Source organism: Pseudomonas sp. NFPP02, from assembly GCF_900119355.1.
GTDB classification, from domain to species: Bacteria; Pseudomonadota; Gammaproteobacteria; order Pseudomonadales; family Pseudomonadaceae; genus Aquipseudomonas; species Aquipseudomonas paracarnis.
In genome coordinates, this window is sequence record NZ_FPJI01000015.1 from 23,316 (window position 1) to 37,777 (window position 14,462).

Sequence of the window (14,462 nt, forward strand, 5' to 3'; positions counted from 1 at the left end):
GCAGAGGCTACGGCATGCCAGAGCACGGCAGCCTTTTCGAACGCCTCGAATGCGGTGCGTCGCCCCCGGAGGGCGGGGCGGCGTCCATTGCTGCCCATCTGGGGAAAATGCTCAGCACTCGCGCGGGCAGTGTCAAGACATTGCCTGATTATGGGCTGCCGGACCTCAATGACATGCGGCTTAGCTTGCATGAGTCCTTGAGCCAGTCGCGTCTACATATCGAGCGCTTTATCCAGGCCTATGAACCGCGGTTGACGAATGCACGTGTCAGGCTGTTGCCGGGGGCGCGTGAATCCCTGGAGTTGGCGTTTGCCATCGAGGCTGAGCGGGCCATTGACGGCATCCTGCAGCCCGTGGTGTTCCACGCCCGCCTCACGGATGCCGGGCGGGTTGAGGTTTTTACCGATGACGCTTGACCGATATTTTCAAAGCGAACTCAGTGCCCTGCGCCAACTGGGCAGGCGTTTTTCAGAGCGCAATCCCGCCCTGGCGCCGTTTCTCGCCGAGGCTGGCCAGGACCCGGATGTCGAACGCTTGCTGGAGGGTTTTGCCTTTTTGACCGCGCGCCTGCGCCAGAAGCTGGATGACGAACTGCCGGAGTTGACGCATTCGTTGATGCACTTGCTCTGGCCTCATTACATGCGGCCGATACCGGCCTTCAGCATCCTGCAATTCGATCCGTTGAAACGCGCTGGTCCCGGTGTTCGAGTGGGTCGGGACACCGCCGTGGAAAGCGCCACCATCCACGGCGAGCGTTGCCGGTTCCGTACATGTTACGCCACCGATGTCATGCCCCTGCAACTCAGTGGCCTGGAATACCGGAGCCAGGGCGAAGGGGCCCGTCTGGATTTGCACCTGAGCATGAGTGTCGCAGGTAACTTCAGCGAGTTGGCATTTGATTCACTGCGCTTGCACCTGGCCGGAGATCCTTATGTCAGTCAGGGCCTGTATCTGAACCTGTTGCGTCATCTCGATGGGATCTGCCTGCTGTTACTGGATCACGACGGTATGCCGATCATCGCCAGCGATGGCATGCCCGTGATGCTACGGCTTGCTGCTGACCAGGTTCGGCCGGTGGGATTCTCCAAGGAGCAGGCGTTGATTCCTTATCCGCAGAATGCCCTGGGGGGTTATCGACACCTGCAGGAGTACTTTGCTTTTCCCGAGAAGTACCTGTTTGTCGACGTTGAAGGTCTGAGTGTGCTGCACACGCTGTCTCACGAGCTGCTCCGGCAGGCGCATGGCATGGTAATGCGCTTTGAACATCGCACTCACGGCCGTGAACCTCAGCGTCCCACCCTGGACAACATAAAGTTGTATTGCACGCCCATCGTCAACCTGTTCAAGCAGGATGCGATTCCTATTCGCCTGGATGGAAAGCAGGATGAGTACCTCTTGGTGCCCGGGGAATATACGCCGGGTAATGCCAGCGTCTTTTCCGTGGATCAGGTCACTGGGTGGCGCCCCGGTGGCTTGGGCTATCAAACCTACGTGCCGTTCGAGTCGTTTGAGCATGACTGCGACACTGAGCCCCTGGCGGCACCGCCCAGCTACAGCATTCGCCAACGCTCGTCGGTTCAACATGCCGGGCTCGATACCTGGATGGGGTTTGGCAACCGCCGCGAACGGGGCCATGAAACCTTGTCGGTCGAACTGACCTGTACTAATTGCAACCTGCCGCGCCAACTGCGTGCGGGTGATATCAATCTGCCCGGTGAGCAGACGCCGGAGTCGTTGACGTTCCGCAACATCACCGCGCCAACGGCGAGCTTCGCACCACCACTGGACCAAGACTATCTGTGGAAGCTCATCAGCAACATGTCGCTCAACTATTTGTCGTTGACCGATATCAATGCCTTGAAAGTGATTCTGGAGTCCTACGATTTGTCGCGTTATTACGATCGCCAGGCCCTGAAGGTCAGCCAGAAAAGACTGGGCGCCTTGCTCTCCATCCGCCAAGAGCCAGTGGATCGCCTGCACCGCGGGCTGCCCATCCGAGGCGTGCGGATCGATCTGACGGTCGATTCCCAGGGCTTTGTTGGCCAGGGCGACCTGTTTGTATTCGCTTGCGTTCTAAATGAGTTTTTTGCGCTTTATGCCAGCCTCAATTCGTATCACGAGTTGCGGGTCATCAGCACACAAGGAGACGTGTATCTATGGCCATCCCAGATGGGACAGCAACCCCAGCTCTGACTCAACTTTGTCGCGTTATCCGTGAGTTCACGTTGTTTCAGGCGGTTCTGCAGGTTATCGAGCATTTGCGCGAGGCCCATCCGCTTTTAGATGACGACGCGCTGTACGACCAGTTGGAGTTCCAGGCCAACCCTGGTCTCGGGTTTGCCGCGCACGATATTGACCGGGTGGAGTTCTTTATGGAACAGGGCCAATTGCGCGCACGCCTGCGTCTGAATGTGTTGGGGTTATTCGGTGCGGGGTCACCACTGCCCGCGTTTTATGGTGAGCAGGCATTCGCCGAGCGCTCGGGTGGCAACCCGACTCGGGATTTCCTCGACCTGTTCCACCATCGGCTGCACCGGCTGATGCTGCCGATCTGGCGCAAGTACCGCTATCGGGCGTGTTTCCGGGCAGGTGCCAACGATAGGTTTTCCGAGCAGATGTTTGCCTTGATAGGGCTGGGCGCAGCTGCGATACGGGGCGTTTGCCAAGTCGATTGCAAGCGCTTGCTGCCTTACCTTGGCTTGCTGAGTTTACGGGTGCATTCGGCGGCGTTGATCGAGTCGGTCCTGCGTTACTACTTCATGCACGAGGCGTTGTTTCTAGAGCAATGGGTTGCACGTACGGTCGAGGTCTGCCAGACGCAGCGCAATCATCTGGGGCGGGCCAATAGTGCTCTTGGCGATGACCTGGTTCTGGGGCACCGCATCGCTGACCGCAGTGGCAAGTTCAGGGTGCATGTCCGGGCGCTGTGCTGGGAGCGTTTCCACGATTTTCTGCCCACCGGAAGTGCCTACCAACCACTGCGTTCGCTGGTGCGCCTGACCCTGCGGGACCCCTTGGACTACGACCTGAGCCTGATGTTGGCGCAGGGCCAGATCAAGGCCTTGCATATTGGTGAGAACACAGTTTGCCGCCTGGGCTGGACCACTTGGCTGGCGCATGAACAGGCCGATGGCGTGGTCACGCTGACCCACAATTCATCAGGGATTAATGACCATGACTAATGCGGACCTGCAACAACTGATCGGCGCGCTGTCGGCAAGACCGACACAGTGCTGGCCCTGGCGTGTTTCGACGAGTGCAGCCCATGACCGATAACCTGCTTGGTAAAGAGGCCGACCCGCTGGTTTATGTCGACGCGCTGTCTGCCTGTTTCACACGCTTGGGGTTCGAGCGCGATGAACATTCGTTACTTGAAGGATGCGTTACCGGGGCGGCACGGCTGAGCCAGTGTGAGCTCAGCCAATTGTATCTGCTGGACGAAGTGACCGGCCGGCTTGAACTGACCGCTCAACATATGGCCCAGATACCATCGCTCTCCGTTGCGCCTGCGTGTCCCGATCAGTCCCACCAAGGGCTGCTGCACGCAACCTTGAACCAGGGCTCCGTCCTGAGTCTGGAGGATGTGCAAGACAGTGGGTATGACACCCGCTTCCTCCCGGCAATGGCGATACCCTGGCGTGCGCTATTGATCGTGCCGCTGCTCAGCCGATGCAAACGTATGACCGGTGTGCTGGTCTTCGCCCGCCAGCAGTCGGTCCAGTTGCGAGTCTACGCCTCATCCTTGGGGCATTTGGGCAGCTTCGCCTTGAATCAGTTACTCGCACTGCGCGATATCCAGCCCATCGTTGGCACAAAGCGCAGATGCGACAAACCGTTGGCTGGAACATATGGCTTGATTGGCACCAGTGCGGCAATGGAGCAGGCGTGCCGGCTGATCAGTAAAGTGCTGCACACGTCTTATACCGTGCTGCTGCACGGTGAGACCGGCACTGGCAAGGAAGTGGTGGCCCGCGCCATCCATGCCGCCGGGCCGCGCAAGGCCAAGGCCTTTGTCGTGCAGAACTGCGCAGCGTTCCCGGAAGGGTTGCTTGAAAGCGAACTGTTCGGCTACCGAAAAGGCGCGTTCACTGGCGCCGAGCGCAATCACGCGGGGCTGTTCGACGCTGCGCATGGCGGTACGTTGCTGCTGGATGAGATCGGCGATATGCCGCTGTCACTGCAAGCCAAGTTGCTGCGGGTATTGCAGGAGGGCGAGGTTCGCCCACTGGGCGCCAGTGCAGCCCATAAGGTTGATGTCCGCATCATTGCTGCCACCCATCGCGACCTCGCGGCGATGGTTGCCGAGGGGCGCTTTCGCGAGGATCTCTATTATCGGCTTGCTCAGTTCCCCATCACTCTACCGGCCCTGCGCGAGCGAGACGGCGATGTACAGCAACTGGCGCGCTATTTCACGGACAAGGTTTGCGAAGCGCTGAAAAAGTCACCTGTCGATTGGTCGAATACCGCCCTTGATCAACTTTCCAGCCACAGCTTCCCCGGCAACATACGCGAGCTCAAATGCCTGGTGGAGCGCGCCGTGCTGTTGTGTGACGACAGCGTGATCCGACCGGAGCATCTGGCGCTGCCAATGACACTGACGCCAGCCGCTACCGATGAAGCGACCCTGCGCCAGCGCATGGAACGAGTGGAGCGCACGTTTTTGCTCGATTGCCTGCACAAGAATCGCGGTAATCGCACCCGTACGGCACGGGAGCTAGGGGTTGCCCGGCGTACGCTGCTCTACCGTCTTGCCCGCTTGAACATTCCCTTTGGCGATGCCAGGGAAGAACGCTGAATGACGCACCTTATTTTCACTATGGGAGAAAGCCGATGCCTGATCGTCCATGGCACATCGTCGTGCTTGTACTGTTTTTGCTGGGTGGCTGTAACGCCAACTATGTATTCGATGACGCTGAGTACCATCCTGTGGGTGACCCACAGGCGATCACTCGTGGCCGCTGAATGGAGGGTCATGAAGATGCAGCTTGTGTTTGAGATCTGCGCGCCCGAGAGCGAAAAGAACGTGCCCCTGGACCGCAAAGTGTTTGACGTGAGTGGTGGCGTGATCGGCCGCGGCTCGGAATGTGATTGGGTAATACCTGACGCCAGCCGCGTGCTCTCCAGCCACCATGGACTGGTCGCCTACCGCGAGGGCCGCTATTTCCTCACGGATATCAGCCGCAACGGAATCAGGGTGGCAGGGAGTCATGAGCGCCTGCGCAAGGGGCACGCGCGATTGATCAGTGATGGCGAAGTGTTCGAGCTGGGAGCGTTGGCGATACGTGCGCGCTTGCTGGAGCCACCGCAACCTGCTGGCGGCTTGCAGGCCGCCTCGGCAGTAACGATCCCTGAAGACGCCTTCCTCTCGCTGGGCCCTTCGCATCAGTTGGACCTTGATTGCCGTATGCATGCCTTTTCGCAGGATCTGGAGGCATTGAACGAGTCCGCCGATGAGCAGCAAGTGTGGACGGATCGCTACGGGGCTGACCGGGAGCACGTGGTCTTCCCACGTCGGGAAGAACCCGCGGTAGAGGTTGCTACGGTACAGGCGGCGATGACTGTGCCGACTGATGAAGAGTTCTGGCCACAATTTGCAGCAGCCTTGGGCCTGGACCTGAATACGCTCGATCAACCGGGTCGGCAAGCACTGGCGATCAAGGTGGCGCGCTTATTTCGCCTGACGATCGAAGGGTTGCAACAAAGTTTGCGCACCCGTGACGAATTGAATAACGAGTTGGATACAGCGCCGTTCGGCAGCCATGGTGTGGGCCTTAATCCCTTGAAAGCGTGTAGCGACATCGATGCTGCGGTAGCTGCGATGTTGGATATAAGTGCGTTAGGCCAGATGCCCGCTGTACGGGCTATCACCCAGGCTCACCGGGAACTGCAAGCGCATCAGGTCGCAATGTTGGCCGCCTGTCGAAGCACCTTGCGCAACGCCCGTGCGGCCTTTGAGCCCAGCTATCTGTTGGGATGCTTCGAGTCCTCGGGCAAGTCGGTCGGGTTTTTCTCGGATGGTGGGCATTGGCGTGCGTACCAGCGTCATTACCAGCGTCTGGTGGCGCAAGAGCGATTGAATGATCGTCCTTTGGGGGGCGACTTCGCCAAGGCCTATGAGGAGCAGGTGCGCCTGATCTCCAGCCTGCATATTGATTTTCCAGGATAATGCTCATGTACCGAGTCACCCTTGCTTTGCTGTTGCTCATGTTCGGGCTATTGACAGGTTGCAGCGCCGCCTCGCCTTTTTCTAAGCTGACCAAGCTAGACATGGCGCTGACCGCCAGTGAACTCGTCAACCCGGATCTGCATGGCCGCCCCTCGCCAGTTGTGGTGCAGTTGATTGAACTGCGCCAGGGCGTCGCTTTTGAACATGCCGACTTCTTCGGTCTGTATGGCAATGCGCAGCAGACGCTGTCCAAGGACTGGGTAAACAGCGACGAACTTGAATTGCGCCCTGGGGACCGCCTGGGGCTCAAGCTTCGTATCGGACCTGACAGTCGTTTCGTGGGGGTGCTGGCGGCTTATCGAGACCTGCCCAATGTCCAGTGGCGGCTACTGATCCCGCTGACCGTGCAACAACGTAACCGTGCTGATCTGGTATTGGATCAGACCGGTATACGCGTTGCTGGCTCACTCGCCGGCCTGGAGGCGCAGTGACATGCAGGCTCAGAAAGTTATCTGGCAAGAAGGCATGCTGTTGCGGCCACAGCACTTGCAGCACAACGACCGTTATTATCATCAACAACTCACCCAGACGCGCTTGTTGGGCAGTGATACCTGGGGCTTGCTCACGCTGGAACTCAATTTGCAGTACCTCAAGCTGGGCAAGCTGGTGGTCAACCAGGCCAGCGGCGTTTTGCCGGACGGTAGCCTGTTTGAGTTGAGCCCCGGCATGGAACCTCTGGTGTTGCAGGTACCCACCGACACGGGCAGACAAGGCGTTTTCCTGGCGCTCCCGTTGGCCAGTGGCAGTCACCTTGAAGTTCGCCAGCCAGGACAGAGTGATGTGCTGGCACGCTACGTCAGCTGCGAAGTGGAAGTGGGAGATGCCAATGCGGGTGTGGATACGCGTTGCCGGATCAACTGCGCACGTCCCGACTTACGTCTTCTGTTGGGCGAACACTCGCATGACGAGCACTTCGTCAAACTCAAGATCGCCCAGGTACTGGACGCCACCGACGAGGGGGGAGTGAACCTGGATACAACGTTCATCCCTACGTTCATTTTCGTGCAGGAGCATGGGTACGTGGCGTCGTGTCTCAAGGAGGTGATCGGCCTGCTTGTCAGCAGGGGCGATGCCATCGCTGCACGTATTCGTGGCGAGAGCACGACCGCAGGCACACAAATCGCTGACTTCCTGATGCTGCAAGTAATCAATCGTACCGAGCTGGAGCTGCGCCACTGCCTGAGCCAGGCTCGGGTGCGGCCCGAAGCAGTGTTCCGTGCGCTGGTGTCCCTGCTCGGTGAGTTATCAACGTTCGCCAGTGACAGTAAGCGTGCGCAGTTGAACGTTCATTACCAACACGGTGATCAGGGCGCCAGTTTTCGTGGGCTGATGGAGCAGGTGCGCTTGGTGCTGTCTGTGGTGTTGGAGCAACAGGCGATCAAGTTGGCTTTGCAGCCGCGCCAATATGGCGTCCTGGTATGCCCAGTCAGCGAGTTGAAATTGCTTGGTACGGCCACCTTCATTTTGGCGGCCACTGCGCAGTGTGAGGCGCAGGAACTGCGCCAGCGTCTGCCGGCACACCTGAAAGTCGCGCCGGTTGAGCGCATACGTGAATTGGTCAACCTGCACTTGGCCGGTATCAAGGTCACGTCGTTGCCAGTGGCGCCGCGACAGATTCCATTTCACGCCGGCAAGACCTACTTCATGCTCGATATGAGCGCTCGTGATATCGCACAACTGGAGCAGTCAGGTGGTTTCGCTTTCCACGTAGGAGGTGAGTTCACCGGGCTTGAACTTGACTTCTGGGCCATCAGGAATTGAACGCCATGGAAAGTGAATGCACTCAAGATGAAAAAACCGTCTTGCTTGACCGGGAAAGTCATGGGCCTGCCCAAGGACCATTAACGGACTTCCCGTCGCCGCCGCGTTATGAGCAGTTGGAAGATCGGATGATCTACGCCGGCCTCAGGCTCGATACGCAAAGCTTCCAGGTTGGGCTCAACCCTATAGTCGACGCAGCCTGGGCGGTATTGTCCGAGGTTGTAGGGCTCAGGCGCTGCTCTGGCCGTGAAAGTTGGGACACGCTCAACGAGCGGTTGTCGTTGGCTGTCAATCAATTTGAAACCCACGCTTTGCAGGGCGGCGTGGAAAGCAGCCAGATAATATCGGCGCGTTATGTGTTGTGCAGTGTGATTGACGAGGCGGTCTTGATAACTCCGTGGGGGGCGCAGAGCGAGTGGTCGAAAAAGAGCCTGTTGAGCCGCTTTCATAACGAAACCTTCGGGGGCGAAAAAGTTTTCCAACTGCTGGAGCGGCTGTCGCGCGACCCCCTCAAGCACCTGGCGATGCTGGAGCTTTTGTACCTGTGTCTATCTTTGGGGTTCGAGGGCAAATACCGGGTCATGGAGCGGGGCGCGTCACAACTTGAGGCTGTTCGTGATGCCTTGTATCGCCAGATCAGGCATGTACGTGGGGAACCGCTGAAGGCGCCGCTACTGCCTGCCATACAGGGGAAGGACCCGCACAAGCGGATCCGTGTCATTCCCGTCACCTGGTGTGTGGCATTCACCCTGAGCTGTTTGTTGGCTCTGTATACAGGATTTGCCTGGGTACTGAGCAAGGAACGATCGAATGCACTGCAACCCCTTCAATTCTCGGCGTCGGACCTGATTCGTACGCCCTTGTAAACGCTGGAGCAATGAATGAGCGCATTCTTCAAGAGGATGGGCGCCGTGCTGGGCAGGGTTTGGGTTTGGAGCCTTCTGCTGGCGCTTTCCTGTGCGGCACTCGTGTGGTTTTTAGGGCCGCTGTTGGCAGTGGATGACTATCGTATCTGGCAGGGGACGACTGCTCGCCTGCTTACCATCAGCATCGTGTTTTTACTGTGGGGGCTGGTGATAGCGCTTACGGATACTGGTAGTGCTACCAGGCGCCAAAGGCCCCCGCGTGAGCAGCCGTTGAAGTGGGTCGAGGATGAGCGCCGTCAGGTAAGCGTTCGATTCAAAAACGCTGTGCATCTGCTGAAAACATCCAGCCATTATGGCGTGCATAACGCACGGTGGCGCCATGATCTGCCGTGGTACCTGTTGATCGGCGAGCCGGGCAGTGGCAAAACGCAGTTACTGGCTGCCGCCGGCTTGCCGTTGGCGCTCGACCCTGCCCAAGGGCGACCAATGGGCAGTAGCACTCATTGTGAATGGTACTTTGCCGCCGCAGGCATACTCGTCGACACGCCGGGGCGCTACCTTACCCAGCCTGACAGCTCAGTGGATGCCGCAGGTTGGGCAACCCTGCTCAATCTGCTCAGATGGCGGCGCCGAGTGCGTCCGCTGAATGGTGTAGTGGTGACGCTGTCGGTCGACACGTTGTTGAGCATCAACGAGTACGACCTGGATCATCACGCACGCCGTGTGCACTCACGTTTGCAGGAGATTCAGCAGACGTTGCATGTGGATGTGCCGATCTACCTGGTTTTGACCCAGGCCGATCGGTTGTCGGGATTCGCTGAGTTCTTCGACCTGCCCCACGCAGAGAGTGCTGACAGCTTGCTTGGGCAGCACTTGGACGCCCATGTCGAGGATACTGACACTACGCAGGTTCGCCGGGCGGTCGAGCGATTGTTACAGCGCTTGAATAGTGAGCTGATCGGGCGATTGCACCAGGAGCGCAATGTCGAGCGCCGGGGGCTGATGCTGGGATTCCCCCAGCAGGTGGCACGAATAGGTGAACGCGTGAATCTGTTCGCTGAAATGGCGTTTTCCTCTCATCGCTACCAACCCATCAATGGTCTGCGAGGGATTTTCCTGACCTGCGCCGATGGCCGGCACCCGCGATTTGTGCAGGGCCTGTTCAGCCAGGCAATCTTTGCCGAAGCCGACCTCGCTGGCTTGCAGGCCGAGGAACGACAGCGAATCCGTTGGCGCCAGGGGTTGCAAGCGATGGCCGTAGCCTTGGTTATTGGCGGTGTCGGCGGGCTGTGGTGGCACAGTTATGCCGTCAACCATCAACGACTGGCGCAGTTGGCGGCACTGGTAGCTCTCCCGCCGCTTGGCTCGCAAGCCAGCGATGACAGCACGGCGCTGTTGGCGCTGTTGGATGCGCGGCTGGCGGCGACCCGGGTTTTTCCCAGGTCGGCAGATGTGCGCCTGGTCGAGCACGTTGGGCTGTATCAGGGCGAGCTGAGTCGGCCCAGTGTCGAACACGCCTATGAGCAGGCACTGCACCAGCAATTGCTGCGTTGGATAACCGCCCAACTGGACGAGCAGGTATATGCCAGCCTGGGAGATCGGGACCGGCTATTGGACAATCTGCGCGCGTATTTGATGCTCAACTTGCGCGAGCGCCGTGAGACTGCTTGGCTGGCACAACATATGGCGAGCCTCTGGTCGGAGCGTTTTGCCGGGGACATGTCGACACAAAAGCGCCTGAATGATCACTTTGCGCGGCTGCTTGAGCGTCCGTTTGTCGGGCCGCTCAACGAGGAACGGGTGGCTCAGGCTCGCGAAGCACTGAGGGGCGAGTCATTGGCCGACGTGGTGTATCGGGTACTGCGCGAACAAGCCCGCGATCTGGAACCCTTGCGCCTGGCCGAGGGCAATGTATTCGCTGGTATCGCCCCCTCCGTACCGGGTTTCTATACCAAAAGGTATCTGCAGTACTTTGAGACGCAGGGTCCACGGTTGGTTGACACCATTGCCCGGGATAACTGGGTGCTCGGTGAGGGTACCGATCTGGGCCATCAAGATTTGAGTCGGCTGATGGCGCAATTGCAGCAGCGCTATTTCAGTGAATATGCCGATGCCTGGAGCGATGTTCTCGGCCGTATCACGCTGCAAGAGACCGACAGCCTACGCCAGGACGCCGAGCAGCTCATGAGCCTGACTTCGGCCCAGTCCCCTTTGATTCGGTTGTTGCAACAGTTGCGTGAAAACACGCGTTTGCTGCCAGGTCATGAGCTGCTCGATAAAGCAGTGCAACATCCCGCAGACGTGGCCAAGGCGGCGCTGGTGGCTGGGACTGATGCTGCGCGGCGGGCGCTGCAACAAAAATTCGAGCCTTTGCATCAATTGCTGGATGAGCAGAACAACCCCGGAGCAGAGCTGACCCAGGCTTTGCGTCAGTTGGATGAACTGCACTTGCAACTGACGGCATTGAACCGTGACAGCGCACCCGAGCAGGCAGCCTTCCTGCGTGCCCGGCAGCGTATGGAGGGGCAGCAGGATGTGCTGGGTAGCCTGCGTGATGCCGCTGCGCGTCTGCCGCTACCCGTTGCCGGCTGGCTTGAGGGCCTGGCCGACGAGAGTTGGCGGCATTTGCTGGAGCAGGCCTATGTGCACGTCAACCAACGCTATCAGAGCGATGTGCGTAGCCCTTACGCCAAGGCAATTGGACGACGTTACCCGTTCCATGCCAACGCGAGCAATGACGTAGCCCTTCATGATTTTCAGGAGTTCTTCAAGCCACGAGGGGTGATGGCGCGCTTTTATGAGAACTACCTGCGGCCTTTCATCAGTGTCGACGGCACTCGCTACCGATTGCGTGGGCTGGATGGCCAGAGCTTGCCGGTTTCGCGTTCGCTGTTGGAGCAATTGACAAAAACCCAGGCCATACGCCGCGGTTTTTTTACCGAGGACACGGAGGAGTTATCTGTGCGGTTTACCGTGGCGCCCTACAGCCTGGACCCATCGATCAGTCGTGCGATTCTGCGCGTGGGTGACCAGCAATTGGAATATCGCCACGGTCCCATCGTGCCCGTGGCGTTCCGTTGGCCCACCGATGCAGACAATGGGCGCAGCAGTCTCGTCCTGGAGAAAGGCACCGAGCAGCGACCCTTGGGAATCGAGAAGAACACAGGGGCTTGGTCACTGTTCCGGTTTCTGGACCAGCTGCAGAGAGAACCCGCCAGTGGGCAAAATGCTCAGGTTTTCAAGGCAGACCTCGCCGGCCTGCGCGTCAATTACCTGCTGACCAGCCAACGCACGCCTGTCCCGTTTGATGTGGATACGTGGCGCACCTTTCGCTTGCCGGAGCAACTGTGAAGATGGCAGCCCCCTGGCGCAGCGCTGGTCGTACACAGCAGGGGCAGGCGCGGCTGCGCAACGAGGATGCATTCCTGGACGACCCGCGCCGCAGCTGCTGGGCGGTTGCGGACGGCATGGGCGGGTATCGCAACGGGGATGTCGCCAGCCGATGGGTAATCAGGCAGTTGGCAGCCGTGTCGGCTCAGGGCAACCTCGATCAGCGTATCCAGGCCGTTCGCAGTTGTTTGCAGGGCGTCAACCAAGGGTTGAGGCGTGCATGGACAGAACCTGGCGCACCTGCTGACGCGACGATGGGCAGTACCGTAGTTGCACTGCTGCTGGAGAAAGGCCGGGCGGCTTGTCTCTGGGCGGGAGACAGTCGCTGCTATCTATGGCGCGGGCAGAGTCTCTACCAATTGTCGAAGGACCATTCGTTGCTGCAGCGGCTCATGGACGAGCGTCACCTCAGTGCCGCGCAAGCCCAGGCCTACCCCGATGCCAGGGCCTTGACCCGAGCCGTGGGCGCGGGTTCGCGGTTGCACCTTGAGGCATTGGAACTCAGTACCCGCCCAGGGGATGTATTTTTATTATGCAGTGATGGTTTGTATCAGGCCCTCAGCCATGTGGACCTGGGACGAGCGTTGAGTATGCAAACGCCCCAGCAGGCAGTGGAACGGCTATTTGCAGGGGCGTTGCGCAGGCCGGTACATGATGACCTGACCGCGGTTGTCGTGCAGCCTTGAGCGCGTCGCCACAAGCCTTGCGTCTGCTGGTTGGGCGTTATCACCTTGAGCATGTCTTGGGCAGAGGGGGTATGGGCGTTGTGTACCGTGCGCGCGACCTGCTGCACGAGCAATTAGGCGAGCGCTGTTCGAACGTGGCGCTCAAGCTGGTGGACGAATCCATTTCCCAATGTCCCGATGCGCATGTGTTGTTGTACAACGAGTTTGCGTTGACCCGCAGCCTTCGGCACGACCGCGTGGTACGGACGTTCTCGTTCGAAGTCGACACACACAGCCAGGTCGCGTTCTTCACCATGGAGTTGTTGCAGGGGCTGACCCTGGACCGTCTGCTGCTGGAATGCCCTTATGGGTTGCCCTGGCGCGAACTGCAACCCATCGCCGTGCAGTTGCTGGATGCCTTGGTCTACACCCACCAGCAAAACGTGCTGCACGGTGACGTCAAACCATCCAATGTCATGGTGGGCGAGGAGGGCGTGCGCTTGTTCGACTTTGGGCTGGGCCATGCCGCCGGGCAGGCTGGGGTGGGTTTGCCGAGTGTCAGCCGCAGTCGTTTCAATGCCTGGACACCTGCCTACGCAGCCCCGGAACTGTTGGCCGGCGGGGCGTTGACCGCGGCCGCCGACTTGTACGGCGTGGCCTGCATCCTATACGAACTGGCCCATGGCAAGCGCGTTGGCGAACGTTGCGCAATGGACCGGTTGTCCCGGCCTGCGCAGTTGCCCAGGCATTGCTGGGCGGCGTTACAGGCTGCGCTCGCGGTGGACCCGCAGCACCGAAGCATAACGGTCGCCGAGTTGCGCCAAGTCATGGGGCGCAACCGGCCACGCTGGCGCTTGTAGGGAAGAGGTCAAACGGCCAAGCCGTGCAACTGGCAGTACTCCAGCCAGTCCATGCCCGCCATCTGTGCGACTTCTTTATGCACTTCACGGCGCTGGGCTTCGAAGACTTCGGTGGAATCGGCCGTCAGCTTGAGGGTCAATTCCCAGGCGAACAGCTGTTGCTGTTCAGCGTGTGCCTCGAAAGCCTCATGCAGGCGTTCAGCGCGATACTGCGCCAGGGTTTCGCCCCTGGCCTGGGCTACCAGCGGGTTAAGACTGTCCAGCTCGGCAGCGACCTGCGGTTGTTCGCGCAGAAACCTGTCCAGTGCAAGCTGATAAGTATCGTTAGGCGTCGACACAGATAGACACCTTAACGAGAAGGATGAGAGCTGCTCTCGGACGTGCGTGCGTTGAGGTGATGGCGGGCACGCTTGCGCGACCTGCGTCGCATCCAGTTCTGCAACGGCGCCAGCAAGAAAAACATCAGATAGGCGATCAGCACCAGCGTCAGGTCTACCCAGGTTTCAGCCACAGGCCCGGTAAACAATTCAATGACGTTCTTGATCACAAACAGCAACACCACGCTGCACAACCACAGCACAATGGTGACGAATAGAGGACGCATGTTACTTGAGCGCTTGTCTTGCATAGTGAGGTTCTCTCCTTTGGCCTGTTGTCGTTCCAGGCAAGATTCCCTGAGTGCGTACCCATTATC

Annotated in this window: 14 protein-coding genes; 12 read left to right on the forward strand and 2 right to left on the reverse strand. The window is 59.3% G+C overall.

Annotated elements, in window-relative coordinates; all coding sequences use genetic code 11:
• Window positions 1–14: 14 nt before the first annotated feature.
• The 12 genes from tssE to BT204_RS22935 all read left to right on the forward strand — a co-directional run bounded on the left by tssE (window position 15) and on the right by BT204_RS22935 (window position 13,768).
• The gene (tssE, locus tag BT204_RS22880) at window positions 15–416 is read left to right on the forward strand and encodes a type VI secretion system baseplate subunit TssE (protein ID WP_054898539.1); all 402 of its coding nucleotides are present in this window, start codon (window positions 15–17) and stop codon (window positions 414–416) included.
• On the forward strand, window positions 406–2,193 hold the full coding sequence (gene tssF / locus BT204_RS22885) for a type VI secretion system baseplate subunit TssF (protein ID WP_054898528.1): 1,788 nt from the start codon (window positions 406–408) through the stop codon (window positions 2,191–2,193). The genes tssE and tssF overlap by 11 nt, the downstream gene beginning before the upstream one ends.
• On the forward strand, window positions 2,157–3,182 hold the full coding sequence (tssG, locus tag BT204_RS22890) for a type VI secretion system baseplate subunit TssG (RefSeq protein ID WP_054898529.1): 1,026 nt from the start codon (window positions 2,157–2,159) through the stop codon (window positions 3,180–3,182). The genes tssF and tssG overlap by 37 nt, the downstream gene beginning before the upstream one ends.
• A gap of 83 nt (window positions 3,183–3,265) precedes the next feature.
• On the forward strand, window positions 3,266–4,795 hold the full coding sequence (locus tag BT204_RS22895) for a sigma-54-dependent Fis family transcriptional regulator (RefSeq protein WP_072448379.1): 1,530 nt from the start codon (window positions 3,266–3,268) through the stop codon (window positions 4,793–4,795).
• Between the two features lie 35 nt (window positions 4,796–4,830).
• Entirely contained in the window at window positions 4,831–4,962 is a 132-nt protein-coding gene (locus BT204_RS22900) for a hypothetical protein (protein ID WP_034126102.1), read from the forward strand.
• A 10-nt stretch (window positions 4,963–4,972) separates the two neighbouring features.
• Entirely contained in the window at window positions 4,973–6,166 is a 1,194-nt protein-coding gene (gene tagH, locus BT204_RS22905; protein ID WP_072448381.1) for a type VI secretion system-associated FHA domain protein TagH, read from the forward strand.
• 5 nt (window positions 6,167–6,171) lie between these two features.
• Window positions 6,172–6,657 carry a type VI secretion system lipoprotein TssJ gene (gene tssJ / locus BT204_RS22910; RefSeq protein WP_034126100.1) on the forward strand — a complete coding sequence of 162 codons (486 nt, stop codon included), beginning with the start codon at window positions 6,172–6,174 and terminating at the stop codon, window positions 6,655–6,657.
• A 1-nt stretch (window position 6,658) separates the two neighbouring features.
• Window positions 6,659–7,987, forward strand: a complete 1,329-nt coding sequence (gene tssK, locus BT204_RS22915) for a type VI secretion system baseplate subunit TssK (RefSeq protein WP_072448383.1) — start codon at window positions 6,659–6,661, stop codon at window positions 7,985–7,987.
• A gap of 5 nt (window positions 7,988–7,992) precedes the next feature.
• On the forward strand, window positions 7,993–8,853 hold the full coding sequence (icmH, locus tag BT204_RS22920) for a type IVB secretion system protein IcmH/DotU (RefSeq protein ID WP_054898533.1): 861 nt from the start codon (window positions 7,993–7,995) through the stop codon (window positions 8,851–8,853).
• Between the two features lie 15 nt (window positions 8,854–8,868).
• Window positions 8,869–12,204 carry a type VI secretion system membrane subunit TssM gene (gene tssM, locus BT204_RS22925; RefSeq protein WP_072448384.1) on the forward strand — a complete coding sequence of 1,112 codons (3,336 nt, stop codon included), beginning with the start codon at window positions 8,869–8,871 and terminating at the stop codon, window positions 12,202–12,204.
• A gap of 2 nt (window positions 12,205–12,206) precedes the next feature.
• Window positions 12,207–12,929 (forward strand): PP2C family protein-serine/threonine phosphatase, encoded by a 723-nt coding sequence (locus BT204_RS22930; protein ID WP_057974850.1) that lies wholly within the window; start codon window positions 12,207–12,209, stop codon window positions 12,927–12,929.
• Window positions 12,926–13,768: a serine/threonine-protein kinase gene (locus BT204_RS22935; RefSeq protein WP_072448386.1), complete on the forward strand. Its 843-nt coding sequence runs from the start codon at window positions 12,926–12,928 to the stop codon at window positions 13,766–13,768. Before BT204_RS22930 ends, BT204_RS22935 begins: the two co-directional genes overlap by 4 nt.
• 8 nt (window positions 13,769–13,776) lie before the next feature.
• Here the strand turns inward: BT204_RS22935 and BT204_RS22940 are convergent, their stop codons facing one another.
• Window positions 13,777–14,106: a DUF6388 family protein gene (locus BT204_RS22940; RefSeq protein WP_054898536.1), complete on the reverse strand. Its 330-nt coding sequence runs from the start codon at window positions 14,104–14,106 to the stop codon at window positions 13,777–13,779.
• 11 nt (window positions 14,107–14,117) lie between these two features.
• The gene (locus BT204_RS22945) at window positions 14,118–14,372 is read right to left on the reverse strand and encodes a hypothetical protein (RefSeq protein WP_236280173.1); all 255 of its coding nucleotides are present in this window, start codon (window positions 14,370–14,372) and stop codon (window positions 14,118–14,120) included.
• Between the last annotated feature and the right edge of the window lie 90 nt (window positions 14,373–14,462).

Excerpts from the sequence above, each read along its gene's own strand:
- tssE (WP_054898539.1), top strand. The coding sequence starts at position 15 with ATGCCAGAGCACGGCAGCCTTTTCGAACGCCTCGAATGCGGTGCGTCG.
- tssF (WP_054898528.1), top strand. The coding sequence starts at position 406 with ATGACGCTTGACCGATATTTTCAAAGCGAACTCAGTGCCCTGCGCCAA.
- tssG (WP_054898529.1), top strand. The coding sequence starts at position 2,157 with ATGGCCATCCCAGATGGGACAGCAACCCCAGCTCTGACTCAACTTTGT.
- BT204_RS22895 (WP_072448379.1), top strand. The coding sequence starts at position 3,266 with ATGACCGATAACCTGCTTGGTAAAGAGGCCGACCCGCTGGTTTATGTC.
- BT204_RS22900 (WP_034126102.1), top strand. The coding sequence starts at position 4,831 with ATGCCTGATCGTCCATGGCACATCGTCGTGCTTGTACTGTTTTTGCTG.
- tagH (WP_072448381.1), top strand. The coding sequence starts at position 4,973 with ATGAAGATGCAGCTTGTGTTTGAGATCTGCGCGCCCGAGAGCGAAAAG.
- tssJ (WP_034126100.1), top strand. The coding sequence starts at position 6,172 with ATGTACCGAGTCACCCTTGCTTTGCTGTTGCTCATGTTCGGGCTATTG.
- tssK (WP_072448383.1), top strand. The coding sequence starts at position 6,659 with ATGCAGGCTCAGAAAGTTATCTGGCAAGAAGGCATGCTGTTGCGGCCA.
- icmH (WP_054898533.1), top strand. The coding sequence starts at position 7,993 with ATGGAAAGTGAATGCACTCAAGATGAAAAAACCGTCTTGCTTGACCGG.
- tssM (WP_072448384.1), top strand. The coding sequence starts at position 8,869 with ATGAGCGCATTCTTCAAGAGGATGGGCGCCGTGCTGGGCAGGGTTTGG.
- BT204_RS22930 (WP_057974850.1), top strand. The coding sequence starts at position 12,207 with ATGGCAGCCCCCTGGCGCAGCGCTGGTCGTACACAGCAGGGGCAGGCG.
- BT204_RS22945 (WP_236280173.1), bottom strand. The coding sequence starts at position 14,372 with ATGCGTCCTCTATTCGTCACCATTGTGCTGTGGTTGTGCAGCGTGGTG.